Here is a 24,806-nt window from a genome sequence, read left to right on the forward strand (position 1 = left end):
CCGTTTTCACCGCCGATCTCCGTCGTGCCACTCGGAGCAGGGGGTGCGGTGGATGCCGGCGGTGCCGCGGGGTCGGGCGCGGGTGGTCAGCCGGCGTGGCCGTCCCAGTCGGCGTAGGGATCCCAGCCGCCGAGCGCCGAGTGCGGAAGGGTACCGACGAGGGCGTCGGGGCGGCCCCCGGGAGTGGAGGCGGTGCCGGAGGTAGAGGCGGTGCCGGAGGCGAGGGCGCGCACTGTGCCGAGGGGGCGGAAGCCGTCGGGGAGGGGCGCGGTGGGGGGGAAGGTCGCGAGGAGGGCGTGGTCCTCGCCGCCGGAGAGGACGAACTCGGCGGCGCGGGCGCCCACGACGGGGTCGGTCTCGAGCAGGGCGCGGGCCTCGGCGGCGATGGACGACGGATCGAACGACACCACGCATCCGCTCGCCACGGCCAGGCGGCGGCCGTCGAGCACGAGCCCGTCGGAGACGTCGAGCATGGCGGTGGCACCCGCCTCGGCCGCCACGACCCCGAGAGCGATGGGAGCCCGCGGCGCCAGCTGCGCCTCCACGAGCTCGCGGTGGGCTGCCCGCACGGCGCGCCCCCGCTCGGCATCGGGCTCAGCGCCGACTCCCCCACGAGCGGCCTCCCAGCCCTCCCCCGCCCCGAACGCCCCGCCGCCGGCGGCCCCAGCTGGGGTGGTGGCGTCGCGGAAGAGGAGGGCGATGCCCGCGCCGGCGCGGCCGAGGGGGCCCGCTACCGCTACCGTGTCGCCCGGCCGGGCGCCCGCGCGGGTGACCGGGGCTCGGCCAGCGAGGTCGCCGAAGGCCGTGACTGCGAGTGTGAGGGTGGCCGTGACCGAGAGGTCGCCGCCCACCACCCCGCACCCCGGAGCAGCGAGGGCGCAGGCCTCGCGCAGGCCGTCGGCGATGCCCAGCAGCAGCGAGACGGGGGTGTCGAGCGGCGCCGCGATCGCCACCACGAGCGCCGTGGGCCGAGCCCCCATGGCGGCCACATCGGCGAGGTTCGACATGGCGGCCTTCCACCCCAGGTCGTGCGGCGTCGACCACGCCAGCCGGAAGTCCGGGCCGTGGATCATCATGTCGGTCGTCACCACGTACCGCCCGTCAGGCGCGGCCACCACGGCGGCGTCGTCACCTGGCCCGAGCTGCTCGGCCGCGGCGTGCGGCAGCCGCGGGAACAACCGCCGCAGCACCTCCCCCTCACCCACCGACGCCAGGGTCTCGGGATGCTCGTTCGCAGGTAAACCGGAGTCGGGAGCCACGCGTCAACGGTAGCCTGAACTGCGATGCCCACACCGCCCACGCCGCCTGCACTCCTCTCGCCGCCCGCACCTCCCGCACCTCCCGCACCGCCCCTCCGCTCAGCCTCCGCACGCAACGGCACTCCCGCCCGCGCCGCCGACGCCATCCGAGCCGCCAGGGCCACTCGCGCCGCCGGGGCCACCCGCGCAACCCGAGCCGCCCGCGCCGCCGGTGTGCTCGCCCTGGTACTCACGGGCACCGCGGTGCTCGCCGGGTGCGCCGGCCCCGTGGCCCTCGAGCCCGCCGCCGACGCCACCGACCCCGCGTGCGCCGAGGTGATCGTGCGGCTCCCCGACGCGGTGGCCGACGCCGATCGACGCGAGACGGATGCGCAGGCCACGGGTGCGTGGGGCGACCCCGCATCCGTGCTGCTGCGCTGCGGTGTGGAGCCCTACGGCCCCACCACCCTCCCCTGCTACAACGTGAACGGCGTCGACTGGATCCGCGACGACGCCGACGACCCCACCTTCGTCTTCACCACCTACGGCCGCACCCCGGCCGTCGAGGTCATCGTCGACTCCCTCAGCGCCTCCGGCACGAACGCCCTCGTCGACCTCACCACAGCGGTCTCCGCCATCCCCCAGACAGAGGTCTGCCTCAACGCCGACGACGTCCTCGAGTCGGGCATCACCCCCACGCCCACCCCACCCGCAGGCTGACCCTGCCGACGGAGCGACCCCCACCCCGCAGGCTGACCCAACAACCCGCGGAGACTCAAGCGCAGACCCAACGCAACAGGCCGTACCCGACGACCCGAGGTGAGACCGACGCCGCGCAGCGACGGCGGCCTCACATGTCGCCCGCGCCGCAGAAGCGGCGGCGCGGCAACCAGCACTTCTACTCCAGCGCCAGCTCGATCAGCTCGTCGATCAGTTCCGGGTACGAGAGTCCCGACGCGATCCAGCAGGCCGGGAACATCGAGATCGGGGTGAAGCCCGGCATCGTGTTGATCTCGTTCACCACGAACGACCCGGAGGGCGTGAGGAAGAAGTCCACACGCGCGAGCCCCGATCCGTCGATCGCGGTGAACGCCCGCGCCGCGAGCGACTGCATCTCGGCGAGCTCAGCCTCCGAGAGGTCAGCAGGGCACACGAGCGAGACCCCAGACCCGCCCAGGTACTTCGCCTCGAAGTCGTAGAACTCGCGCCCGGTCATGACGATCTCACCGGCCACCGACACGCGCGGCGCAGCACCGAAGTGCCCCCCGAGCACCCCGCACTCCACCTCGCGCCCCGACACGGCCGACTCCACGAGCACCCGCGAATCCTCGGCCAGCGCCACCTCGATGGCCTCGCCCAGCGACGACAGCGACGAGACCTTGCTCACGCCCACCGACGACCCCGCCCGCGCCGGCTTCACGAACAGCGGCAGCCCGAGCGACGCCACCGACTCGGTGACCGAGGAGGGCGACGCGGCCCACGAGTCCGCCGTCACGGTGACCCACGGCGCCACGGCGATCCCGGCGGCAGCCAGCACGGTCTTCGTGAAGTGCTTGTCCATGCCGAGCGCCGACGCCAGCACCCCTGAGCCCACGTACGGCAGCGAGACGAGCTCGAGCATGCCCTGCACCGTGCCGTCCTCCCCGAACGGCCCGTGCAGGATGGGGAACACCACATCCACGGAGCCCAGCGACCGCACGGCCCCCGACGCCTCCTGCACCGACAGCGAGCGCGACAGTGCCGACGACGGCCACAGGATGCGCGACCCGTTGTCGACGACCTCGGGCAGAGCGGCGGGGTCGAGCCGGAACTTCGAGGGAGAATCCTCCTCCAGCACGAACGCGCCCGACCGCGTGATCCCCACGGGGATGACGTCGTAGCGCGACCGGTCTATGGCCTCAAGAACGCCGCCCGCGGTGGCGCAGCTGATCGAATGCTCGCTGGAGCGACCCCCGAAGAGCACCACGACCGTCTTCTTTTCTGGCATCGAGAGTCCTTTCGCCCTGCGGCGCCGAATCGTCGTCGGTCGTCAGGTGGGGGGCAATGTCTTTCGGATCGAGCGTACCGGCCAGCACTTCGGCCACCTGACGGCAGATGGGCATGTCCACGCCCTTAGCCGCCGCCAGCGCGAGCACGGGCGCCACCGAGGCGAGCCCCTCCGCGGTCTGCTGCATCGACTTGACGACGTCGGCGAAGCTGTAGCCCTGGCCGAGCAGCCGACCGGCGGTGTTGTTGCGCGAGAGCGACGACCCCGAGGTGGCGATGAGGTCGCCGAGCCCCGCGAGGCCCGAGAGGGTCTCCGGATGCCCGCCGTACGCCACCGCGAAGTCGGTCATCTCCACGAGACCGCGAGTGATGATCGAGGCCTTCGTGTTCTCGCCGTAGCCCACCCCGTCGACTATGCCGATGGCCACGGCGATGAGGTTCTTGAGCACGCCGCCGAACTCGGTGCCGATCACATCCTGGTTGATGAACGAGCGGAAGTACCGGTTGGTCGCGATCTTCGCCACGGCCTCCGCCGTCTCGAGGCTCGTGGAGGAGACGACGGCCGCTGTGGGCTGCTCCTTGGCGATCTCGAGGGCGAGGTTGGGCCCCGAGGCCACGGCGATGCGGTCGCGATCGATCTCGAGCACCTGCTCGAGCACCTCGCTCATGCGCATGCCGGTGCTCTTCTCGACGCCCTTCATGAGGCTGATCACGGGCGCACCCTCGGGGATGAGCGTCTTGATGTCCACCAGATTGGCCCTGAGCGACTGGCTCGGGATCGAGACGAACACGAACTGCGCGTGCGCGAGGGCGGCCCCCACATCCGGTGTGGCCGTCACGCTCGCGGGCAGGTTGACGCCGGGCAGGTAGTCGCTGTTGCGCTTGGCCTCGCGGATCTCCTTGGCGAGCTCGGGCCGGCGCGCCCACAGGGTCACGTCGGATCCGCCGTCGGCGACGATCTTGGCGAAGGTCGTGCCCCAGCTGCCCGCCCCCAGCACCGTGACCTTGGGCCGCACGGGGGCGGGAACGGGGTTGCGGTTCGATCGCATCAGTCTGTCTCCTCGAGGCGGCCGTACTCGCTCTGGTTGTGGGCGGCCGGGTTCCAGCGCTCGGCGGGCGCCGGCTCGCCGCGGAGCTCCTCCACGAGCCCCGTGATCGCGGCCATGACGCGCCTCGTGGCCTCGCTCAGCGCCCGCTGGTCGAGAGGGCCGGCCCGCAGGTCGTCGAGGTCCACGGGAGGGCCGTACAGGATGCGCACCGTCTTGCGCGGGAAGATGCGGAGCTTCTTCGAGTACCGCGGCAGGATGGCCTGCACCCCCCAGTGCGCGGCCGGGATGACGGGGATGCCATGCTGCAGGGCGAGTCGCACAGCCCCCGTCTTGCCCCGCATCGGCCACAGCTTCGGGTCGCGCGTGAGAGTGCCCTCGGGGTAGATGATGATGCCCTTCTCGTGCTCGAGCAGCTCGGTGGCCGCCGAGATGGGGGCGCTCTGCCGGCCGGGCCCTGAACGCTCCACCGGGATCTGACCGATCGAGCGCAGCCCCCAGCCCACCAACGGCACCCTGAACAGCGAGGCCTTGGCCAGGAAGCGCGGGGCGCGCCCGAGCTTCCAGACCCCCCAGGCCATCACGACCGGATCGAAGTTCGAGTAGTGGTTGGGGGTCAGTACGAACGGCCCCGTGGTGGGGAGGTGCTCTGTGCCGCGCTGGTCGACCTTCACGATCGCCGTGAGCAGCGGCACGACGAACACCTCGACCACCCGGAACGCAGGGGTCTTCTCGGTGTTCTTTCGCGATGCGGTGTTCTTGCGCGGTGCGGCCATCGACGGGACGAGCTGCTACTCGGCGAAGTAGAAGTCGGCTCCCAGCTTCTCCAGCTTGCCCACGAAGTCGCCGTAACCGCGGGCGATGAGGCCCACGTTCGACACCGAGGAGCGGCCGTTCGCGGTGAGCGCGGCGATGAGGTGGCTGAAGCCGCCACGGAGGTCGGGCACCTCGAGCTCGGCACCGTGCAGCTTGGTGGGGCCGGTGATGACGGCGGCCTGCTCGAGCGGGCGGCGGGGCACCCGGCGGTTCGGATCGGCCAGGCCGTTCTTGTGCACCTCGACGTCTGCGCCCATCTTCACGAGCGCATCCACGAAGCCGAAGCGGTTCTCGTAGACCGTCTCGTGCACGATCGACGTGCCGTGCGCCTGGGTGAGCGCCACGATGAGGGGCTGCTGCCAGTCGGTCATGAAGCCGGGGTGCACGTCGGTCTCGATGACCACGGGCTTGAGGTCGCCACCGGGGTGGTAGAAGCGGATGCCCTCCTCCTCGATGTCGAACGCGCCACCGATCTTGCGGAAGACGTTGAGGAAGGTCATCATCTCGGACTGCTTGGCGCCCGTGGTGAAGATGGATCCGCCCGTCGCGAGCGCGGCGGAGGCCCAGGAGGCGGCCTCGTTGCGGTCGAACAGCGCGCGGTGGTTGTAGCCCTCGAGGCTCTCGACACCTTCGATGAGGATGGTGCGGTTGGGCTCCACCGAGATGATGGCGCCCATCTTCTGCAGCACGGCGATGAGATCCATGATCTCGGGCTCGATGGCCGCGTTCTTGAGCTCGGTGGTGCCGAGGGCGCGCACACCGGTGAGCAGGACCTGCTCGGTGGCGCCCACGCTCGGGTAGGGCAGCTCGATGTTGGCGCCGCGCAGGCCGTTGGGGGCCGTGATGTTGATGCCGCTCGGCAGCTTGTCGACGACGGCTCCGAACGCGCGGAGCGCATCCAGGTGGAAGTCGATGGGGCGGTCGCCGATGCGGCAGCCACCGAGGTCGGGGATGAACGCGTGACCGAGGCGGTGCAGCAGCGGGCCGCAGAAGAGGATGGGGATGCGGCTCGAGCCCGACAGCGCGTCGATCTCGGCGCTCGTGGCCGTGGCCACGTTGGTGGGGTCGAGCTGGAGCACGCCGGTGGCGGCCGAACCCGTGATCTTGACGCCGTGGATCTCGAGGAGGCTCGACACCACGTGCACGTCGCTGATGTCGGGGACATCACGGAGGGTTGAGGTGGTGTCGCCGAGGAGCGAGGCCACCATGGCCTTCGTGACGAGGTTCTTGGCCCCCCGCACGTCGATGGTGCCGCGAAGCGGACGCCCCCCGTTGATGACGATCGTGTCGGACTTGAGCCCGACCCGCTCTGCGGCCTTCCGGCCGTCCTGTACGAGACTGTTCACTTGCATCACCTGCACTGACTGTTATTGCCGCTACGGGATTCGACTGGTCGTCGCCCCGGTTGTCACCCGGTCACGGAGTGTGGTCGTGACCGAACGCTACTTCACGGGAAGCGTTCGAGGTCTCCAACTCTCCCGGCGGCTCTCGAATTCCGTGATCGCCGCTTCGTTGCGGAGGGTCAGCCCGATGTCGTCCAGACCCTCGAGCAGCCTCCAGCGAGTGTAATCGTCGATCTCGAACGGAACTGAGAGGTCGCCGATGACGGCGGTCTTGGCCGTGAGGTCGACCCGGATCTGCACGCCGGGCTGGGCGTCGATGGCCTCCCAGATGCGCTCGATCTCGGCTTCGTCGACGAGCCCGGTGAGCAGGCCCTGCTTGCCGGAGTTGCCGCGGAAGATGTCGCCGAAGCGGGCCGACAGCACGGCCTGGAAGCCGAAGTCGCGGAGCGCCCAGACGGCGTGCTCGCGGCTCGATCCGGTGCCGAAGTCGGGGCCGGCCACGAGCACGCGCGGGTTCTGGAACGCGGGCTGGTTGAGCACGAACTCGGGGTCGTTGCGCCAGCCGGCGAAGAGCGCATCCTCGAAGCCCGTCTTCGTGACGCGCTTGAGGTAGACGGCGGGGATGATCTGGTCGGTGTCGACGTTCGACCGCTTCAGCGGCACGGCGACACCCTCGACGATGTTGATGGCATCCATGTCAGGCTCCTACCGTCTCGCGGGCGTGTGCCGGCTCTTTCAGGTCGGAGACGCTCGAGAGCGTGCCCCGGATGGCGGTCGCCGCGGCGACCAGGGGCGACACCAGGTGGGTGCGGCCGCCCTTGCCCTGGCGGCCCTCGAAGTTGCGGTTGGAGGTGCTCGCGCAGCGCTCCCCCGGTGCGAGCTGATCCGGGTTCATGCCGAGGCACATCGAGCAGCCGGCGAAGCGCCATTCGGCGCCGAACTCGGTGACGATCTTGTCGATCCCCTCCGCCTCGGCCTCGAGCCGCACGCGGGCGCTGCCGGGAACCACCATGACGCGCACGTTCTCGGCCTTCTTCTGGCCCTTGATGATCTCGGCGAACGCGCGCAGATCCTCGATCCGACTGTTCGTGCACGAGCCCATGAAGACCGCGTCGACCGGGATCTCCTTGAGCGGGGTGCCCGCCTTCAGGTCCATGTACTCGAGGGCCCGCTCGGCGGCCGAGCGCTCGTTGGGGTCGGCGATGGTCGAGGGATCGGGCACGGAGTCGCTGAGCGAGACGCCCTGGCCGGGGTTGGTGCCCCAGGTCACGAAGGGCTCGAGCTCGTCGGCGTCGAGGAAGACCTCGGCGTCGAACACGGCGCCCTCGTCGGTGGGGAGGGTCTTCCAGTAGGCGACGGCCTCGTCCCAGTCCTCGCCCGCGGGGGCGTGCGGGCGGCCCTCGAGGTAGTCGAAGGTGATCTGGTCGGGGGCAACCATGCCCGCGCGGGCACCGGCCTCAATCGACATGTTGCAGATCGTCATGCGGCCCTCCATGGAGAGCGAGCGGATGGCGGAGCCGCGGTACTCGAGCACGTAACCCTGGCCGCCTCCCGTGCCGATCTTGGCGATCACGGCGAGGATGATGTCCTTCGCGGTGACGCCGGGGCGGAGCGTTCCCTCGACCGTGATGGCCATGGTCTTGAAGGGCTTGAGCGGCAGCGTCTGGGTGGCCATGACGTGCTCGACCTCGCTCGTGCCGATGCCGAACGCCATGGCGCCGAACGCGCCGTGGGTGCTCGTGTGGCTGTCGCCGCAGACCACGGTGATGCCCGGCATGGTGAGGCCGAGCTGCGGGCCGACGACGTGCACGATGCCCTGCTCGAGGTCGCCGAGGGAGTGCAGGCGCACGCCGAACTCCTTGGCGTTGTTGCGCAGGGTCTGGATCTGGGTGCGGCTCGTGAGGTCGGCGATTGGCTTGTCGATGGCCAGCGTGGGGGTGTTGTGGTCTTCCGTGGCGATCGTGAGGTCGAGCCGGCGGAGCGGGCGACCCTCGGAGCGCAGGCCGTCGAAGGCCTGCGGGCTCGTGACCTCGTGCACGAGGTGCAGGTCGATGTAGATGAGGTCGGGTTCGCCGTTCTCGCCCTTGACCACGAGGTGGTCGTCCCAGACCTTCTCGGCGAGAGTACGGGCCTTCTCGGCCAGGGTGCGGGGGCGTGAGGATGTGGTGCTCATGGGGTGTCCTTCGAAAGAGTAGGGGTCAGCCGTTGACGAACACCGCGACGAGGGAGGCCTTGACTAGGACTCGTCGCGGCAGCGAAGGAGAAGCCGACCGAACAGCACCCCCCGATCCTACCAGCAGCAACGGAAAGAACCCCTCCCTCCGCGGGATGAGACCGCGGACGGAGGGGTTCTGCGGAGCCGGGTCAGCGGCGCGCGAGCTCGTCGTGGAACTCGGAGCGCACCTCGGTGAGGCGCCGCTTGAGGCGGGCCACCAGCTCGGGGTCGAAGCCCTCGGAGGAGGCCTTGCGCAGATCCGTCCTGACGCTCTGGCGGAAGTCGGCGAGCGCGATGTCGGCGTCGCGGAGCGCGGCCGAGACGTCGGCCCGCGAAGGGGACGACGACGAGCCGGTGGATGCGGTCGGCACCGAGTCTGCCGTGGGCTCCTCTTTGCGCAGGGTGGGGTGCGCGGGGGCCGTGGGCTCGAAGGAGGGCTGCGGAGCGTCGCTCGTCGAGGTCGTCGAGGTCGAGGGGGTCGCCGTGGGGTCGACGGGCGAGTTCCAGCCGCGCAGGTGCTCGGTGGCCGCGAGGCGGGCCTCACGGGCGGCGGACGCCAGATCCGCCTTGAGGCTGCGCATGGCGAGATCGACGCCGGAGCGCACCTCGTCGGCCAGCCTTCGCACGGAGTCGGACAGCTCGGCCTCGATGTCATCGAGCTCGGCACGGCGCGAGTCGAGCTCGGCGCGACCTGCGTCGGTGATGGAGTAGACGGTCTTGCGGCCGTCGGCGGTCTTGGTGACGAGACCGTCCTCCTCGAGCTTCGCGAGCCGCGGGTAGATGGTGCCCGCGCTCGGGCTGTAGGTGCCACCGAAGCGGTCCGAGAGCGCCTGGATGAGCTCGTAGCCGTGCTTGGGCGACTCGTCGAGCAGGCTCAGCAGGTAGAGCCGCAGGTGGCCGTGGCCGAAGACGGGGCTCATGCGTGACCCTCGGCGAACGTCTCGTCGGGGCCGGCGGGGCCCTCGGCACCGGCACCGGCGGTAGCACCGGCAGTAGCACCAGCACCGGCACCCGCTCCCGCCTTCGAGGCCGCGTGCTCCGCCTCGCGGAACACCACCGTGATGTCGCCGGCCACGGAGTTCGCGCGCACCTCGGTGAACGCCCCTTCGAGCGATCCCGTGCTGCCGTTGTAGCCGCTGCCGCGCAGCCCCTTGATGGTGCTGTGGGCGAGCTGCAGCACCCCGGAGACGGAGTTGACGTTGTAGCGGGCCGACGTGGCGCTGTCCATGCGCACCGTGAGGGCGCCCGAGACGGTGTTGTTCTGGATCTCGTCGGGAGTGCCCGTGGTGTCGACGAAGACCTCGGCGGAGACGCCGTCGGCCGAGAACCGGCGGATCGCGCCCTGGGCGGTGATGTCGCCGGCGACGGTGTGGGCCTTGACGCGACCGGTGTGGTCTCGGATCGAGATCTCGCCGTTCACGCTGTTCACGTCGAGGTCGCCGATCACGTCGTCGACCACCACGTCGCCCGTGATCGTGCTGATGCGCGCATCCGTCACGAGGCCGGAGAGGAGGGCCGAGGCCGAGATGACGCCGAACTTGAGGGCCACGTCGCGCGGCACCATGATGCTGATGTCGGCGCTCGCGTTGCCCCGCCACGAGGTGAACACCTCGATGAAGTTGTCCCAGCGCAGCTGCGGGTGGTTGATCTCGAGCTTGTCGCCGTCGACCGAGACGGTCAGCTCCTTGCCCTTCACCGAGTGCACCTCGATGCGCGCTCCCGGCTCGTCGTGGCCGATCACGTCGACCTTGCCGCCGATCAGTCCGACCTTGACCGATCGGACCAGTTCGATGTCGATGACCTTCGGTCCGTCGACGACCCACTTCTCGAGTACCACGCTGCTCTCCTGCCTGTTCGCGTTATATCGCGTCCTGTGGCAGTCACGTTATATCGCGTCTCGAGTTGGGTCAAGATATATCGCGAGTGCGCGTCGAAAGATCAGCGAAGTGCCAGCGAGGCGGATGTGGCGGGCGTCAGCCCGCGTGCTGCGTCATGAACGGCATGGGGTCGTAGCGCACGCCGTCGGCACCGTAGAGCTCGAAGTGGGTGTGCTCGGTGGTGGCGTTGCCGGTGCGGCCCGTGAGGCCGATCACCTGCCCGGCGGTGACCGTGTCGCCCACCCCGGCCATGAGCGAACCGTCGAGGAAGTGCATGTACATGCTGCACACGGCGACCCCGCCCACCTTGTGCGCGAGCGAGAGGTAGACGCCGCCCGTGCCTCCGTTGCCCGAGGCGGCGATGACGATGCCGTCGGCGATCGCGTGCACCGGCACACCCTCGTCGTTGACCATGTCGACGCCCTTGTGGAAGCCCTCGGCGCGCGGACCGAAGCCGTCCGACTGCCGGTAGCCGCCCGGGTAGACCCAGGAGAACGCGGTGGACTCGGCCACGGCGTCGGCCCCCGCCTGGCACTGGGCACCGCCGTAGCCGCCCTCGCTCGAGGAGGCGACGGGCTTGGGAACGGGGGTGGGGGTGGGCGTCGGGGTGTTCACCACGTAGCCGTCTCGGGCCACGGCGCCTGCACCGGCGGCCTCGGAGTCGAAGGACTGCGCCGACCCGGCCAAGACGTCGCTCTGCACCGCGTCGAACGAGCTCGTGGTGGCGAGGGAGGCGGCCGGCACCGAGGTGGCCACGGCCACGCCGAACACGAACGTCATGGCGACGCCGCCGAGTATCGTGCCCTGGAACCTCATCCGCCCCATTCTGTAATGCCCGCGCCCTCCGCACAACCCGGGGCGGTGCTGACAGAATCGGCAGATGGCTCTTCCCATCGAGGACTACGCGCTCATCGGCGACTGCCACACGGCCGCCCTCGTCGGCATCGACGGCAGCATCGACTGGCTCTGTCTGCCGCGTTTCGACTCGGCCTCGACCTTCGCGGCGCTGCTCGGCACGCCGGAGCACGGCCGCTGGCTGGTGGCGCCCGCAGCCGCGACCACGCAACCCGCCACGCGCCGCTACCTCGGCGACACCTTCCTGCTCGTCACCCGCTGGCAGACGGCGGAGGGCGTGGTGGAGGTGACGGATGCGATGCTCCCCGAATCCGGTGACCGCACGGTCGTGAGACGCATCCGCGGGGTCTCCGGGAGGGTGCGGATGCGCCAGGAGCTCGCCATCCGCTTCGGCTACGCCGACGCCCTGCCCTGGATGCGGCAGGCGCCCGAGCACGGCGGCAACGCCGTGGTCGCCATCGCGGGCCCCGATGCTGTGATCGTGCGCGGACCGGCGCTCACGGCCGACGGCCACGTGCACGCCTCCGACTTCGAGGTCGCCGAGGGCGACGTGGTCGACATCCAGCTGACCTGGTTCTCCTCCCATCTCTCACCCCCTCGCGCCGTCGACGTCGACGAGGCGCTCGCCTCGACGTCGACGTGGTGGTCGGACTGGGCCGACGCCACCGAACTGCCCGAGCCCTACGCCGCCGCCGTGCGCCGCTCCCTGCTGGTGCTGCGGGCGCTCACCCACCTCGACACGGGCGGCATCGTGGCGGCCGCCACCACGAGCCTGCCCGAGCAGTTCGGTGGCCCGCGCAACTGGGACTACCGCTACACCTGGATCCGCGACGCCTCGCTCACCCTCTCGGCGCTCATGCTCCACGGCTACGAGGAGGAGACCGGGCACTGGCGGCGCTGGCTGCTGCGTGCCATCGCGGGCGACCCCGCCGACATCCAGACCATGTACGGATTGGGCGGTGAGCGGCGGCTGCCGGAGTACGAGGTCGACAGCCTGCCGGGGTACTCTCTGCCCGCGGGCGACAGCGCCTCCCCCACCGGCCCCGCGTCGCCCGTGCGCGTCGGCAACGGCGCCGCCACCCAGTACCAGGGCGACATCTTCGGCGAGCTCATGATCGCGCTCCGCGAGGCCCGCCGCATCGGCGTGGACGAGGATCAGTACTCCTGGCCGCTGCAGCGCTCGCTGCTGGGCTTCCTGGCCACCACGTGGCAGAAGCCCGACAACGGCATCTGGGAGATCCGCGGGCCGCAGGTGCCGTTCACGCACTCGCGCGCCATGATCTGGGCCGCCTTCTCGTGCGGCGTCGAGGCGGTGCGTGTGTACGGGCTGCCGGGCGACGACGAGCTGTGGGCCGGCATCCGCGACACCCTGCGCACCGAGATCGAGACCCACGGTTTCGATGCCTCGCGCAACACCTTCGTGCAGCACTACGGCACCACCGAGGTCGACGCCTCGCTGCTGCTGCTCTCGCAGATCGGCTTCGTGGAGGCCGACGACCCGCGCATGCTCGGCACCGTGGCCGCCATCGAGGAGGATCTGCTGCACGAGGGGCTGCTGCTGCGCTACCGCACGGAGTCGGGGGTCGACGGGCTGCCGGGCGGCGAGCATCCGTTTCTCGCGTGCTCGTTCTGGCTCGTGGGGCAGTACGCCCGGTCGGGGCGCGTGGAGGATGCGACGACACTCATGGACAGGCTCGTCGGGCTCGCGAACGACGTGGGGCTGCTGGCCGAGGAGTACGACGTGCGCGGGGCGCGACAGGTGGGCAACACGCCCCAGGCGTTCTCGCACCTGGCACTCGTGAGGGCCGCGGATGCGATCGCCACGGCGACGGCGGCCGCCGCCCACGCACCCGGGCGGGCACCCGGTGAGTCCTCCACCGATCGCGCCGCCACCAATCGCGCACGCACCGACACCGCCGACGCTCCGAGCGATTAGGCTTTCGCCGATGAAGGCACTCACCGAGGCGGAGATCCGCGGCTCGTTCGCGAACGTCAGCGAGACCGACCTCGAGCGGATGACCCTGCCGGGGCTGCACGAGATCCTCTGGGACGAGCGCGAGTTCCTCGGTTGGCGCGACGTGCACGCCATCCACCGCGGCTACATCGTCTACTGGCAGGGCGACCGGCCCGTCGGCATCCTGCTCAAGGCGGCCGGATCGCTCACCCGGCCCGGCATCTCGAGCATGTGCACGCTGTGCCGCACTCCCCTGCCCGGTGTGCAGGTGACGCTGTTCACGGCACCGCGCGCCGGCCAGGCGGGCTACGACGGTTCGACCGTGGGCACCTACATCTGCGCCGACTTCGGCTGCTCGACCCTCATCCGCAAGGTGCCGCCGCGCTCGGAGCTGCAGCCAGACCCCGACGCCGTGGTGGCGCTGCGCGCGGCGGGCCTGAGCTCGCGCCTCGACTCCTTCACGCGCAACGTCTTGCGTTAGGTCGGCTAGCCGTCGTTCTCTTCGAGGGTTTCCTCGTCGGTGGCTACTTCGTCTTCGGAGGTGGGGTGCTCGGGCTCGTCGGCGACCGTGGGGTCCACTCCTGAGGGCACCGCGTCTGTCGTGGGGCCGTTGCCCACCATGCCCTCGCCGTCGGGGTAACCCGAGTAGTCCGGGTACTCCACGTCGCTGAGGTCGACGGGTTCGTTCTTCTCGCTCATCGCGGTCCTTCCGTTGGGGATGCTCCCGAGTCAACTCCCCCGAGCCGCTCGCGACAACCTGCCCCCACCAACGCAGAAAGCCTCCGGAGAACCGGAGGCTTTCTGTCTGTACTGCTCTGTGTGCTGTGACCCCAGCGGGATTCGAACCCGCGTTACCGCCGTGAGAGGGCGACGTCCTAGGCCGCTAAACGATGGGGCCGTTTTTGCAACTCACCGAGTATGCCACACCCATGAAGCTCCTAACAAATCAGCGGCGCGGCGAGCACCGAGAGCGCCTCCGGAACGAGTTCGACCGTGAGCGGCAGCTCGCCGAAACGCTCCCCGTCCGCGTACCCCACGACCCCGGGGGACGACACCGTGACGGTGCGGCCGCGGCGGAACTCCACGAAGGGCAGATCGACGTGGGTGCCCGAGAACACCCGGGGGAACAGGCGGATGAAGCGCAGCCGCGAGACCGGCGACACGATGAACACGTCGAGCAGGCCGTCGTCGAGCAGCGCATCCGGAGCGATCTTCATGCCGCCCCCGATGGTGGTGTTGTTGGCCACCGAGAGCAGGCACGAATCGACCTCGATGCGCTCGCCGTCGATCTCGAGCTCGTAGTGCCGCGTCTTGAGGGTGGCGAGCTCCGCCACGAGGGCCAACACGTAGCGCGAGGCGCCGCGGGGGCGGCGCATGCGGTTGGCGCGATCGTTGACGGCGGCGTCGAAGCCCGCCGAGAGCACTCCCGCGAACCAGCGGGGGCTCTGCTCGCCCCCCGTGACCCGGGCGGCGTCGATGACCCGCGGCGCCCCCTCGAGGGCCGTGGCGAGCACCCGGATCGCCGCCTCGGGATCGCCGGTGGGGATGCCGAGACCGGTCGCGAAGTCGTTGCCCGTGCCCGTCGGCACGATGCCGAGCGGCACACCGGTGCCCGCCACGAGGTTGACGCCGAGGTTGACGAGCCCATCGCCGCCGACCACCACGAGCGCATCCGTGGGGGCCTCGAGGGCACGGTCGACCACCCGCACGAGCCCCTCGTAGTCGGGGGCGCTGAGCGGCACGACCTCGTGACCCCGCGCCTTGAGCGCCGAGACGACGAGGGGCCCGACGTGACGGCTCCGACCGAAGGAGGCGTTCGGGTTGATCGCGATGACGATCCGCTTCGCCGCGGTGGGCGCTGGGCTGTCGACTGGGGTGGGCATTCCACCGATTATCGCGGAGTTGCACGGCGGCGGCGGCAGGTGTTGAGTCGGGATCATGAGACTCACGAAATTCGAGCACGCCGCTCTGCTGCTGGAGAAGTCGGGCCGCAAGCTCTTCATCGACCCCGGATCGTTCACCACCCCCATCACCGACGCCGCGGGCACCGTGGCCGTGGTGATCACCCACGAGCATCAGGACCACTGGACCCCCGAGCAGCTCCGACGCATCCTCGAGGCCTCGCCCGACGCCGTCATCTACGGGCCGGAGGGCGTGGTGAACGCCGCCACCGACTTCGACGTGGTGCAGGTCGCTCCCGGCGACTCGATCGAGGCCGGGCCGTTCCCGCTCGTCTTCTCGGGCGGGCAGCACGCCATCATCCACTCCTCGATCCCCGTGATCGACAACGTGGGTGTGCTCGTGGATGGAACGCTCTACTACCCGGGCGACTCGTGGGCCCTGCCGGAGGGTGTGGACGTGGATCTGCTCGCGGTGCCGGCGGGGGCGCCGTGGATGAAGATGGCCGAGGCCATGGACTACGTGCTCGAGGTCAAGCCCAAGCGTGCGTTCTCCACGCACGAGATGGTGCTCTCGGTGGGCGGCAAGGCCATGTCGAACGACCGCATCAAGTGGGCGACCGAGCAGGGCGGCGGGGAGTTCTTCGCGCTGCAGCCGGGCGACTCGCTCGACCTCTAGAGCCGAGCGCGGGGGCGGTCAGGGGGCCAGTGACGGCGACTCGGTGATGCCGAACACGTCGCGGAGCGCCGCCCTGGCCGCCTGCCAGCCGCCCATCCCGTGCACGCCGGGCCCCGGTGTGGTGCTCGCCGAGCACAGGTAGACCCCGTCGAGCGGGGTGCGCCACGGCGTGCCGGAGACGACGGGCCTGGCGAGCAGCTGGCTGAACGAGGCGGCTCCGCTCGAGATGTCGCCGCCCACGTAGTTGGCGTTGTAGAGCGCGAGGCCCGACGCCGGGATGGCGGCCGAGGCCACGATGCGGTCGCGGAAGCCGGGGGCGAACTCCTCGATGCGGGCCGTGATGGCCTCGGTCATGTCGCGTCCCGATCCGCGGGGCACGTGCGTGTAGGCCCAGAGCACCTGGTGGCCCGCAGGGGCGCGACCGGGGTCGACGGTGCTCGGCTGCGAGACGAGCACGAACGGCTTGTCCGGGTGCGTGCCGCGGGCGATCTGGCGCTCGCCCGCGTCCACCTCGGCCCCGGACCCCGCGAGGTGCAGGGTGCCGGCGGCCGCGAGCTGCGGATTCTTCCAGGGCACGGGCCCGTCGAGCACGAAGTCGACCTTGGAGGCGGCGTTGCCGTAGCGGAAGCCGCGCAGGGCGCTGCGGTAGCCGAGCGGCAGCAGCTCACCGCCGATGGATTCGAGCGCCCTCGGGGAGACGTCGAGCAGCACGGCGTGCGCGGAGGGCAGGTCGCGCAGGGAGTCGACTCGGGTCTCGGTGACGATCTCGCCGCCGTGCGCCACGAGGTCGGCGGCCAGGGAGTCGACGATTGCCTGGGATCCACCGATCGGGATGGGCCAACCGCCCGGGGTGTGCGCGAGCATGCCGAGGACCAGCCCCGCAGCCCGGGCGCCGAGGGACGCGACCGGGCCGATGGAGTGCGCGGAGAGGCCGGCGAGCAGGCCGCTCGCCTCCTCGGTGCGGAAACCGCCGCTCGCCGAGCGGGAGGTGGCGAGCACACGGGTGCCGAGGGTCGCTGCGGCGAGCGGATCGCGCGGCACGCGGAGGAGCGGCGACATGGCGAAGTCGACCACGGCGTCGCGGCGCGCGAGCAGCGGGGCGAAGAGCCGTCGCCACCCCGCGCCGTCGGCGCCGAGACCGGCGGCGGTCTGCTCGAGGTCGCGGAAGGCGAGGGCGGCGCGGCCTCGGTCGAGCACCTGGGCGTAGGAGATCTCCGGCGAGACGAACGGCACCCGGTCGGTGAGCTGGAAGGCCCGGAAGAAGGGCGAGGCCAGGGCCATCGGATGCACGGCCGAGCACACGTCGTGATGGTGGCCGGGCAGGGTGAGCTCCGCCGTGCGCGCACCGCCGCCTGCGGAACCTGCCGCCTCGAACACCCGCACCGAGAGTCCGGCGCGCGCGAGCGTGACGGCGGCCGCGAGCCCGTTGGGCCCGCTCCCCACGACCACCGCGTCGACCGGCCCGCTGCTCATGCCGCCACCCTATCCCCCGCGCGGGCGTCGAGAAGGGTGGGGAGATGGTGGTGGGAGAGAGGGGTCAGATCCAGCCGCGGTCCTGAGCCAGGAGCACGGCCTGCTGCCGGGTGCCGACGGCGAGCTTGGCGAGGATGGCGGAGACGTGGTTGCGCACCGTTCCGGGGGCGAGCGAGAGGGTGCGGGCGATCTCCACCGTGGTCTCGCCGCGCCGGCCCACGCGCAGCACGTCGAGCTCGCGGTCGGTGAGCGGACAGCGCTCGTCGCTCAGCGCATCCGCCGCGATCTCGGGGTCGACGTAGCGCGCCCCCGCCGCCACCTTGCGGATGACCGCGGCCACCTCCCCGGCCTCGCGCGATTTCGGCAGGAAGCCCGAGACGCCGGCCGTGAGGGCGCGCCGCAGCACGCCGGGCCTGGCGTGCCTCGTGACGATCACGAACCGGGCGGACACCGTGCGCCTCAGTCGCTCCGCCACCTCGACGCCGTCGAGGCCGGGCATCTCGAGGTCGAGCAGGCACACGTCGGGCTGCAGCCGCTCGGCCGCCTCGACGGCCTGCAGCCCGTCGGCGCACTCGGCGATCACGTCGATGTCGCCCTCCAGCCGCAGCAGCGCGGCCACGGCCGAGCGGATCATGCCCTCGTCATCCGCGACGAGCACCCTGATCTTGGGCACGTCGCCCTGCGCACCGCCCGCTGCGGCGCTCATCTCTGAGCCCATTCCAGCGTTCGTTCCTGCGCTCATCGCTGCGCCCCAGAGCCTGCGGTGGCCGGAGCCGTGACCACGACCCCGAACTCGTGCTCGCCGCGCGTGACCTCCACGGTTCCGCCCGCCTCCCCCGCGCGGCGGGAGATGCCATCGAGACCCGAACCCGCTTCCGCCGAGCCCGCCGACGAGGAGGCGTCGTTGCGGATCTCGTACCTCCAGAGGTCGCCCGACCGGGTCAGAGCGAGCCTCGCCCACGTGCCGCCACCGTGGCGCAGCACGTTGGTGGTGGTCTCCCGGATGACCGGTCCGAACACGGCAGCGGGGGCGTCGTCCGCATCCGCCGCCACGGTCGTCTGCGCCTCGATGCCCGCCGCCCGCAGCAGGTCGCGTGCATTGGCGAGCTCGTCGCCGAGCGGCACGGAGCGGAACCTCGTCGCGAGGTCGCGCGTGCCCTGCCTGGCCTCGTCCACACTCACGCGCGCGGCCTTGAGCTGCTCGAGCGCTGCCCCCTGATCGTGCTGAAGCAGCCGTTCGGCCAGCTCGAGCTGCAGCGCGATGACCTGCAGGTGGTGCCCCTGCAGGTCGTGCACATCCGTCGCCACACTCAACCGCTCCTGGGTGGCCGCGAGCCGCGCCTCCGAGACGCGCGCGCGATCGAGGGCGATGAGCACGTCCCACCACCAGAGCGAGAGCACCGTCATGAGCGGCAGCACGGCCGTGAAGAACCCGTACAGGAAGTGCTCGCCCGCGGCATCGGAGGGCGCCTCCGCGAACGTCGTGCGCGCATCCACCACCCAGAGGGCAACGAGCAGCACGGAGACCCCCAGCACGAGCCTCGTGCGCACCGAGCGCGGCCAGTCGAGCAGCTGCAGCAGCTGCGCCACGGGCATGACGAGCATCATCCACAGGCCGCAGAACGAGAACGCCGCCACCCCGTAGGCCGCCGCAACGAACAGCGGCACGAGCGTGCGCCGCCACGGCAGCGTGGTGGTCTCACCGGTGCGGTAGCGGTAGGCGAGGAGGGGCGGCACGGTCGACGCGCACCAGAGCACGCCGCCCACGAGCACCACGAACGGCGCCACCGGCGGCAACGCGAGCTGCACCGAGATCGCCGACCAGATGACCACGAGCATGACCTCGAAGAACAGGATCGCCGACGCCGTGTACCACCAGGTGGCGGTGACCCCGCGGCCGGCCGCGAGCCGGCGACCGCGGGGGAATCGGGGCCGGAGGGGTCGGTCTGGGCGGTCACGCTCCCACCCTAGATCCGTGACAGATGTCACGGCCCCAAGGTGCGGATGACCCGGCAACCGGTGACACCGGGGCACTGCCGGTGGGCGAGCGGATGCGATGGGCTTGTCATCGAGGCGGAGTCGACCGGACGACGCCCCCCGATGAACAGGAGCTCCCCCATGGATCTGATCAGCCGCTTCCAGGAGTTGGTGGCCCAGGTGCCCGAACTCCTCCAGCCCTTCATCGTGGCGCTCGCCGGCGCCGTGCCCTTCATCGAGGGAGAGGGCGCCGCGACGATCGGCGTCATCGGCGGGCTGCACCCCGTGGTCGCCGCACTGGCGGGTGCTCTCGGCAACTTCGCCTGCGTGGCCGTGCTCGTGCTCGTGAGCTCGGGCGCTCGATCGGCCATCGTCACCAAGCGCCGCGCTCGCGCCGAGGCCCGCACGGCGGCCGTGCCCGTGGTGGCGCCCGTCGGCGCCGGATACGGCGACCCGATCTCTCGGGACGACGCCACCCTGGGATCTGCTGTGGCGGACGGATCGGCCGAGGCGGATGGATCGGCCGAGGAGAGCGGGTCGGCTCGCAAGGCGGCCCGTCGGGCCAAGTTCCAGCGGGCGCTCGACCGCTACGGTGTGCCCGGTGTGAGCCTGCTCGGTCCGCTCCTCTTGCCCACCCAGTTCACGGCCACGATGCTCGCGGCCGGTGGCGTGAGCAAGGGCCGCGTGCTGCTCTGGCAGGGCATCGCGATCGCCGCGTGGACCACGCTGTTCGCCCTGATCATCAGCGGCGTGCTCACCGCCGTCGGCTGATCGGACCGCAGGCGGAGCGAACCGCGCGCGGAAAGAACCGCCTGCGGAGAGCCGGGCACGAAGAGCAAGGGGGGCCGCGGGTGTGAACCCGCGACCCCCCTCACGTCGTGCGTCAGCCCTGTCGGCGAGCGCGCACCCGGAGCAGCCCGGCGGCACCGGCGGCGAGGGCGCCACCGCCCACGAGCAGGAGCGACCACGGCAGCAGTGCCGCGGCACCGGATCCCGTGTTGGCGAGACCGGCCGGCTTCGGCGCCGGAGCCGGGGTGGGCTTGGGCGTCGGGGTCGGCGTGGGTGCGGGCGTCGGCACGACCCGGAAGTCGACCGGGTTGCTCACCGAGGCACCGAAGTTGCCTGCCTCGTCACCGCGGTACCTGGCCGTGAGCACGGCCTCACCGACGGGTCGGAACTGGAACTCCGCGTCGATCGAGTTGCTGCCCGGCTCGAGAGTGGCGATGCCCACGAGGGCGTCGTCGTAGTAGAACGCGATGTCGCCGGACGGCACGATCGGGGACGGGCCGACGACCGTGGCGGTCAGCACGGTCTTCTCGCCCTCCTTCACGGTCGACGGGTTCACCGCCAGCTGCGTGGTGGTGGGCACCTGGAGGACACCGAGGTAGCCATCGGCCTCTGAGCTCGCGTAGGGCGAGACCGGGGCGGGCAGGTACACCGTGCTGAGCGTGTACGAGCCGGCGTCGAGCTCGCCGCCCTCGAAGGTGAACTCCGCGGATCCGTCGACCAGGGGCAGCACGATCGCCTCGTCGAGAGCCAGAGCGGATGCCGAACCGGGCGCCGAGGCCGAGCCCGTCTGGGCCAGCCGGCTCACGATGAGCTGCACGTCGCCGACAGGCACCTCCTCGGTGGTGAGGTTGCCCACCGAGACCACCACGGAGACGTCGTCGCCGTACACGGGGGTCTCCGGGGCGACCTCGATGGTCGTGACCGTCTGGTACTCCACCGAGTAGCTGATGGTCACGGATCCGTCACCGGCGTCGCCCTCGCCCTCGACCGCGCCCATGAGGGTGCCGAAGATGCTGCCGCCGCCTGCGCCGCCGCCCCCGCCGCCGCCGAGGCCGAAGATGGCCTCGATGGAGCCGGTCGCGCCGTCGGGCGTGGCGGGGTTCTCGTCGTCGTCCGCCACGAGGGCGCCGGCCGCGCCGCCACCGCCACCCGAGACGCCGTCGCCGTCGAAGCCGGCGCCACCGCCTCCGCCGCCACCGCCGAGGAAGAGCACCGACTCGCCCTCTCCACCGTCACCGGTCTCGGAGGTGTTGATCTCGCCGCCCGCGCCCTCGGCGAGGCAGTTGAGTGCGAAGTCGGGGTCACCGTCGGGAGAAGCGGCCTCGTCGTCGCGAGGAGCCTTGCCGTCTTCGCCCGCTGCACCGCCGTCGCCGCCGAAGCAGAAGCCCACCACGCCGCGACCGCCGCCGCCCGCGCCGCCCGCCGCCACGACCACGGTGGTCGGGTCGTCGACGAGCGCGCCGATGCTGCTCGAGCCGCCGCCGCCCCCGCCGGGGCGGGCCAGCAGCGAACCACTGCCGCCGTCGCCGCCGACGGTGTAGCCGAAGCCGCCCTCGCCGGGCACGAGCGCAAGAGCGTCGACGTCCCCCGGCGCGGCGAAGGTCTCGACGGCGGTCTCCGGCTCGGCGTACGCGTCTTGGCCCGCCTCGCCCACGTTCACCGCGAACTCCTGGCCCTCCGTGACCTCCATGGTGCCCGAGAGCACCGCGCCCACGCCGCCGGCACCGCCGTTGGTGCCACCGCCCGTGCCGCCTGAGGCGCCCTCGACCTGCACGAACACCTCGGTGACCCCGGCCGGGACCTGCCAGGTGTAGAAGCCGCTCTCGGAGAAGACCACCGGTTCTGCGGGCAGCGCCGCCTGGGCCGGCGCACCGACGGCGAGCAGGCCGCCCGCGGTGAGCGCGAACACCCCGGCTCCCGCCAGAAGGCGCCTGACCGGGCGCGGATGGGCTGTGGACGGCTTCGATGCCATGACGACTCCCCCTGATTCGCGGCGCACATCGTCGGCGCCAGCGGCCTCAGCGTAGCCACCTGGCGCTCTGCCTGATAGAACCCGGAAAGGGGGGTACGGAGGAGCAGAATGCTCGTGAACGTTTCGTGGCTGTGGCCCGTTGTGGCAGATGGAGGTGCACGCCCGATGACCGACGACCAGGCCGAACTGCTGCGTGCGGTGCACGACGCCCACGCGCCGGCACTGCACCGTTACGTGCTGCGGCTGACGCGAGACGAGAACCTCGCGCAGGACGTGGTGCAGGAGGCGCTGCTGCGTGCCTGGCGCAAGCCCGCCATCCTCGAGCAGAGCGATGACGAGGCCAGGGCGTGGCTGTTCACGGTGGCGAGGAACCTCGTGATCGACGACAGGCGGAGCGCGCGGCACAACCGCGAGTTCGGTGTGGACGAGGTGCCCGAGGGCCCTCGGGTGCGGAGCATCGACGGCACGGGCACGGATGACGGCACCGACGCCATCGACGCCGTGCTCGACAGGTGGCTGCTCGCGGACTCGCTGCAGTCGCTGAGCCTCGAGCACCGTGCCGTGGTGGTGCGCTCGTTCTACCTCGGCCAGTCGGCCGTCGAGATCGGGCGGCACGAGGGCATTCCGGCCGGCACCGTGCGGTCGCGCCTCCACTACGCGCTGCGAGCACTGAGGCTCGCACTGCAGGAGAGGGGGGTGACGGAGTGAACGGCATGGACGATGTGAACGGAGTGCAGGGCGGCGGCGATCCGTACCGGGAATGGGATGCGGCCTACCTGGCGGGAATCCTGACGCCCGACGAGCGTCGGCGCTACGAGCGCCACCTCGCCGAGTGCCCCCCGTGCGCGGCCTCGGTGGCCGAGATCGCGGGACTGCCCGGCATGCTCGCGCAGCTGACGCGCGAGGAGGCGGAGGCGCTGCTGACCGACTCGAGCGGGACTGCGCGCGGCCCCGGCGAGGGAGTGCCGCAGGCGGCGGAGGCCGGTCGCGTTCAGGACCTGGCCCGGCGCGCCGGCCGGAGCCGTCGGCGTGCGCGCCGTCGGTTGGGCGGGATCGTGGCCGCGGGCGGAGTGCTCCTGGCCGCGGTGGGCGTGCTCTTCGGGGTCGGCGTGGCGCAGACCGGCGGGCCGGCGCCCGAGGCGGCACCCGCCGCCACGTCGGCGCCCTCCGAGGGCACCGTTCTCGCCATGGCGCAGGTGGAGCCCGGCTGGCTCGACGCCGAGCTCACGGTGACCGAGAAGGGCTGGGGCACGCGCTTCGACTGGAACTGCAGCTACCGGGTCGACGTCGGTTCGTACGAGCCCGTGGACTACGACCTCGTGGTGACGGATGCGCAGGGCCTCGAGACGACCGTGGCGAGCTGGACGGCCACGAGCGAGGCCGCCGGCAACCTCTCGGCCTCCACGAGCATCAAGGCGCCCGACATCCGCTCGGTCGACATCCGCGTGGCCGACACCGATCGCCCCCTGGTGCGCACGACGCTGTGACCCGACACGGTCACCGTGTGACGGGCTGACCCGCTAGCGCCCGTGCGCGCCTCACCACGTGCACGGCGTGAGCGCCGCCACCGCGTCTCCGAGCGACGCCGGGCCGCCGAGGAGCACGATCTTGCGGGTGCCGTTGACCTCGAGCTGCTGCACCACCGCCTTCGGGATGCAGTCGTTCGGGATGACGAACAGCGGCGCATTGGTCGATCCGGCGAGCACACCCCCGGCCAGGGCGTCGGGGAAGGTGGCGCCCGTGGCGAGGTACACGGTGGAGTAGTCCTGCAGGATGAGGTCGTTGAGCGCTGCGGAGACGGCGTAGCGATCGGCGCCGCCCACCCGCGTGGTGCTCAGGGTGCGCCCGATCGAGGCCTCGATCGAGGCGGTCACCGAGGCCGTGCCGCCCATGATGATGGCGGAACCCGCCCCGAGCTCTGTGATGAGCGCCGCCGTGGAGCCGTCGAGCGCCGGCTGCGCTCCGTCGACGAGGAGCACGGGGAACCCCAGCTTGGAGGCGGCGGCTCCCGCCGAGAGCGCGTCGGGGAACGTGCGCCCAGTCGCCAGGAAGACCCCGGAGGTGGGGGCGTCGAACGCGCTCCTGGCGACGGCGCGGCTGACCTCGTAGCGGTCCGCGCCCGCGAGCCGGGAGACGGTGGCGCGCGGCACCGTGCTGCGGATCGCGCTCACGACCGCGTCCGGCACGGAGGCCGTGCCGCCGACCACCACGACGGTCGACGGATCGAGCGCCGCGAGCGCGGTCGAGACGCTCGCGGGGAGCGACGTCGGCGGCACCAGGAGCAGCACTCCGCCGCGGTGCACCACGGCGGGCCCGGCGCTCAGCGCATCCGGGTAGGTCGCCCCCGAGGCGATGTAGACGACGTCGCTCCTGCCGGGGGCCGTCTGCCTGGCGATCCTCGCGGCGAGCTCGTAGCGGTCCGCGCCGCTGATCCGCGAGACGTCCGCGGTCAACCGGTGCCCCTCGTCGTCGACCGGCGCCGGGCTCGCCCCTGAGGTCGACGGCGCAGCGCCTCCGAGGAGCACTCCGGCGGCGAGGAAGACCGCGAGCGCGGAGATCCGCTGATGTGAGAGCCTGCCCATGATCGTCTCGTTCCCCCCTCGGGGCCCACGTCGTCGTGGGCTGCAGCCGACGGATAGGGCCACTGTAGCGCGATACAGCGATTAATGCTCATGTTTCAGTGACTGG

General features: G+C 71.4%; 24 protein-coding genes and 1 tRNA gene. 7 read left to right on the forward strand and 18 right to left on the reverse strand.

Annotated features, from left to right (window positions below; genetic code table 11):
* Positions 1 to 86: 86 nt before the first annotated feature.
* Positions 87 to 1,259: a thiamine-phosphate kinase gene (locus tag ACEXQC_RS05975; protein WP_374819477.1), complete on the reverse strand. Its 1,173-nt coding sequence runs from the start codon at positions 1,257 to 1,259 to the stop codon at positions 87 to 89.
* 24 nt (positions 1,260 to 1,283) lie between these two features.
* On the opposite strand from ACEXQC_RS05975, the gene ACEXQC_RS05980 reads away from it, so the two are divergent.
* Positions 1,284 to 1,958, forward strand: a complete 675-nt coding sequence (locus ACEXQC_RS05980) for a DUF3515 family protein (protein WP_374819479.1) — start codon at positions 1,284 to 1,286, stop codon at positions 1,956 to 1,958.
* A gap of 178 nt (positions 1,959 to 2,136) precedes the next feature.
* Here ACEXQC_RS05980 and ACEXQC_RS05985 read toward each other — a convergent pair whose 3' ends face one another.
* From ACEXQC_RS05985 to ACEXQC_RS06025, 9 genes are all read right to left on the reverse strand, one after another.
* Positions 2,137 to 3,225 carry a D-alanine--D-alanine ligase family protein gene (locus ACEXQC_RS05985; RefSeq protein ID WP_374819481.1) on the reverse strand — a complete coding sequence of 363 codons (1,089 nt, stop codon included), beginning with the start codon at positions 3,223 to 3,225 and terminating at the stop codon, positions 2,137 to 2,139.
* Entirely contained in the window at positions 3,137 to 4,273 is a 1,137-nt protein-coding gene (locus ACEXQC_RS05990) for an NAD(P)H-dependent glycerol-3-phosphate dehydrogenase (RefSeq protein ID WP_374819482.1), read from the reverse strand. The genes ACEXQC_RS05985 and ACEXQC_RS05990 overlap by 89 nt, the downstream gene beginning before the upstream one ends.
* Positions 4,273 to 5,046: a lysophospholipid acyltransferase family protein gene (locus ACEXQC_RS05995; RefSeq protein WP_374819484.1), complete on the reverse strand. Its 774-nt coding sequence runs from the start codon at positions 5,044 to 5,046 to the stop codon at positions 4,273 to 4,275. The genes ACEXQC_RS05990 and ACEXQC_RS05995 overlap by 1 nt, the downstream gene beginning before the upstream one ends.
* 15 nt (positions 5,047 to 5,061) lie before the next feature.
* A complete protein-coding gene (gene murA, locus ACEXQC_RS06000; protein WP_374819486.1) occupies positions 5,062 to 6,432 on the reverse strand; it encodes a UDP-N-acetylglucosamine 1-carboxyvinyltransferase in 1,371 nt (456 codons plus the stop codon).
* A gap of 96 nt (positions 6,433 to 6,528) precedes the next feature.
* Positions 6,529 to 7,125 carry a 3-isopropylmalate dehydratase small subunit gene (gene leuD / locus ACEXQC_RS06005; RefSeq protein ID WP_374819488.1) on the reverse strand — a complete coding sequence of 199 codons (597 nt, stop codon included), beginning with the start codon at positions 7,123 to 7,125 and terminating at the stop codon, positions 6,529 to 6,531.
* A 1-nt stretch (position 7,126) separates the two neighbouring features.
* The gene (gene leuC, locus ACEXQC_RS06010) at positions 7,127 to 8,602 is read right to left on the reverse strand and encodes a 3-isopropylmalate dehydratase large subunit (protein WP_374819490.1); all 1,476 of its coding nucleotides are present in this window, start codon (positions 8,600 to 8,602) and stop codon (positions 7,127 to 7,129) included.
* A 191-nt stretch (positions 8,603 to 8,793) separates the two neighbouring features.
* Positions 8,794 to 9,564 (reverse strand): PadR family transcriptional regulator, encoded by a 771-nt coding sequence (locus ACEXQC_RS06015; protein ID WP_374819492.1) that lies wholly within the window; start codon positions 9,562 to 9,564, stop codon positions 8,794 to 8,796.
* Positions 9,561 to 10,481: a DUF4097 family beta strand repeat-containing protein gene (locus ACEXQC_RS06020; RefSeq protein ID WP_374819494.1), complete on the reverse strand. Its 921-nt coding sequence runs from the start codon at positions 10,479 to 10,481 to the stop codon at positions 9,561 to 9,563. The genes ACEXQC_RS06015 and ACEXQC_RS06020 overlap by 4 nt, the downstream gene beginning before the upstream one ends.
* Before the next feature lie 136 nt (positions 10,482 to 10,617).
* Positions 10,618 to 11,337 carry a M23 family metallopeptidase gene (locus ACEXQC_RS06025; protein WP_374819496.1) on the reverse strand — a complete coding sequence of 240 codons (720 nt, stop codon included), beginning with the start codon at positions 11,335 to 11,337 and terminating at the stop codon, positions 10,618 to 10,620.
* A 64-nt stretch (positions 11,338 to 11,401) separates the two neighbouring features.
* Between ACEXQC_RS06025 and ACEXQC_RS06030 the strand changes: the two genes are divergently transcribed.
* Entirely contained in the window at positions 11,402 to 13,312 is a 1,911-nt protein-coding gene (locus tag ACEXQC_RS06030) for a glycoside hydrolase family 15 protein (RefSeq protein WP_374819498.1), read from the forward strand.
* A 10-nt stretch (positions 13,313 to 13,322) separates the two neighbouring features.
* Positions 13,323 to 13,811, forward strand: coding sequence for an FBP domain-containing protein (locus ACEXQC_RS06035; protein WP_374819500.1), 489 nt, complete (start codon positions 13,323 to 13,325; stop codon positions 13,809 to 13,811).
* Positions 13,812 to 13,816: 5 nt separating this feature from the next.
* Here ACEXQC_RS06035 and ACEXQC_RS06040 read toward each other — a convergent pair whose 3' ends face one another.
* The 3 genes from ACEXQC_RS06040 to ACEXQC_RS06050 all read right to left on the reverse strand — a co-directional run bounded on the left by ACEXQC_RS06040 (position 13,817) and on the right by ACEXQC_RS06050 (position 15,213).
* Entirely contained in the window at positions 13,817 to 14,029 is a 213-nt protein-coding gene (locus ACEXQC_RS06040; protein ID WP_374819501.1) for a hypothetical protein, read from the reverse strand.
* 126 nt (positions 14,030 to 14,155) lie between these two features.
* Positions 14,156 to 14,228, reverse strand: a tRNA-Glu gene (locus tag ACEXQC_RS06045).
* 40 nt (positions 14,229 to 14,268) lie between these two features.
* A complete protein-coding gene (locus ACEXQC_RS06050) occupies positions 14,269 to 15,213 on the reverse strand; it encodes a YegS/Rv2252/BmrU family lipid kinase (RefSeq protein WP_374819503.1) in 945 nt (314 codons plus the stop codon).
* 55 nt (positions 15,214 to 15,268) lie between these two features.
* Between ACEXQC_RS06050 and ACEXQC_RS06055 the strand changes: the two genes are divergently transcribed.
* Entirely contained in the window at positions 15,269 to 15,907 is a 639-nt protein-coding gene (locus tag ACEXQC_RS06055) for an MBL fold metallo-hydrolase (RefSeq protein WP_374819505.1), read from the forward strand.
* Positions 15,908 to 15,925: 18 nt separating this feature from the next.
* Here the strand turns inward: ACEXQC_RS06055 and ACEXQC_RS06060 are convergent, their stop codons facing one another.
* From ACEXQC_RS06060 to ACEXQC_RS06070, 3 genes are all read right to left on the reverse strand, one after another.
* Complete coding sequence (locus ACEXQC_RS06060; RefSeq protein ID WP_374819507.1) at positions 15,926 to 17,380, reverse strand: phytoene desaturase family protein; 1,455 nt, start codon at positions 17,378 to 17,380, stop codon at positions 15,926 to 15,928.
* Positions 17,381 to 17,444: 64 nt separating this feature from the next.
* Positions 17,445 to 18,086 carry a response regulator gene (locus ACEXQC_RS06065; protein WP_374819509.1) on the reverse strand — a complete coding sequence of 214 codons (642 nt, stop codon included), beginning with the start codon at positions 18,084 to 18,086 and terminating at the stop codon, positions 17,445 to 17,447.
* A 32-nt stretch (positions 18,087 to 18,118) separates the two neighbouring features.
* On the reverse strand, positions 18,119 to 19,369 hold the full coding sequence (locus tag ACEXQC_RS06070; RefSeq protein WP_374819511.1) for a sensor histidine kinase: 1,251 nt from the start codon (positions 19,367 to 19,369) through the stop codon (positions 18,119 to 18,121).
* 129 nt (positions 19,370 to 19,498) lie between these two features.
* Between ACEXQC_RS06070 and ACEXQC_RS06075 the strand changes: the two genes are divergently transcribed.
* The gene (locus ACEXQC_RS06075) at positions 19,499 to 20,128 is read left to right on the forward strand and encodes a small multidrug efflux protein (RefSeq protein ID WP_374819513.1); all 630 of its coding nucleotides are present in this window, start codon (positions 19,499 to 19,501) and stop codon (positions 20,126 to 20,128) included.
* 112 nt (positions 20,129 to 20,240) lie between these two features.
* Here the strand turns inward: ACEXQC_RS06075 and ACEXQC_RS06080 are convergent, their stop codons facing one another.
* The gene (locus tag ACEXQC_RS06080; protein ID WP_374819515.1) at positions 20,241 to 22,118 is read right to left on the reverse strand and encodes an Ig-like domain-containing protein; all 1,878 of its coding nucleotides are present in this window, start codon (positions 22,116 to 22,118) and stop codon (positions 20,241 to 20,243) included.
* 165 nt (positions 22,119 to 22,283) lie between these two features.
* Here ACEXQC_RS06080 and ACEXQC_RS06085 point away from each other — a divergent pair, with 165 nt between their 5' ends.
* Positions 22,284 to 22,826 carry a sigma-70 family RNA polymerase sigma factor gene (locus tag ACEXQC_RS06085; protein WP_374819517.1) on the forward strand — a complete coding sequence of 181 codons (543 nt, stop codon included), beginning with the start codon at positions 22,284 to 22,286 and terminating at the stop codon, positions 22,824 to 22,826.
* Positions 22,827 to 22,831: 5 nt separating this feature from the next.
* Positions 22,832 to 23,605: an anti-sigma factor family protein gene (locus ACEXQC_RS06090; RefSeq protein WP_374819519.1), complete on the forward strand. Its 774-nt coding sequence runs from the start codon at positions 22,832 to 22,834 to the stop codon at positions 23,603 to 23,605.
* A 51-nt stretch (positions 23,606 to 23,656) separates the two neighbouring features.
* Here the strand turns inward: ACEXQC_RS06090 and ACEXQC_RS06095 are convergent, their stop codons facing one another.
* A complete protein-coding gene (locus ACEXQC_RS06095) occupies positions 23,657 to 24,700 on the reverse strand; it encodes a cell wall-binding repeat-containing protein (RefSeq protein WP_374819521.1) in 1,044 nt (347 codons plus the stop codon).
* Between the last annotated feature and the right edge of the window lie 106 nt (positions 24,701 to 24,806).

This window comes from Herbiconiux liukaitaii (genome assembly GCF_041927495.1).
GTDB classification, from domain to species: domain Bacteria; phylum Actinomycetota; class Actinomycetes; order Actinomycetales; family Microbacteriaceae; genus Herbiconiux; species Herbiconiux liukaitaii.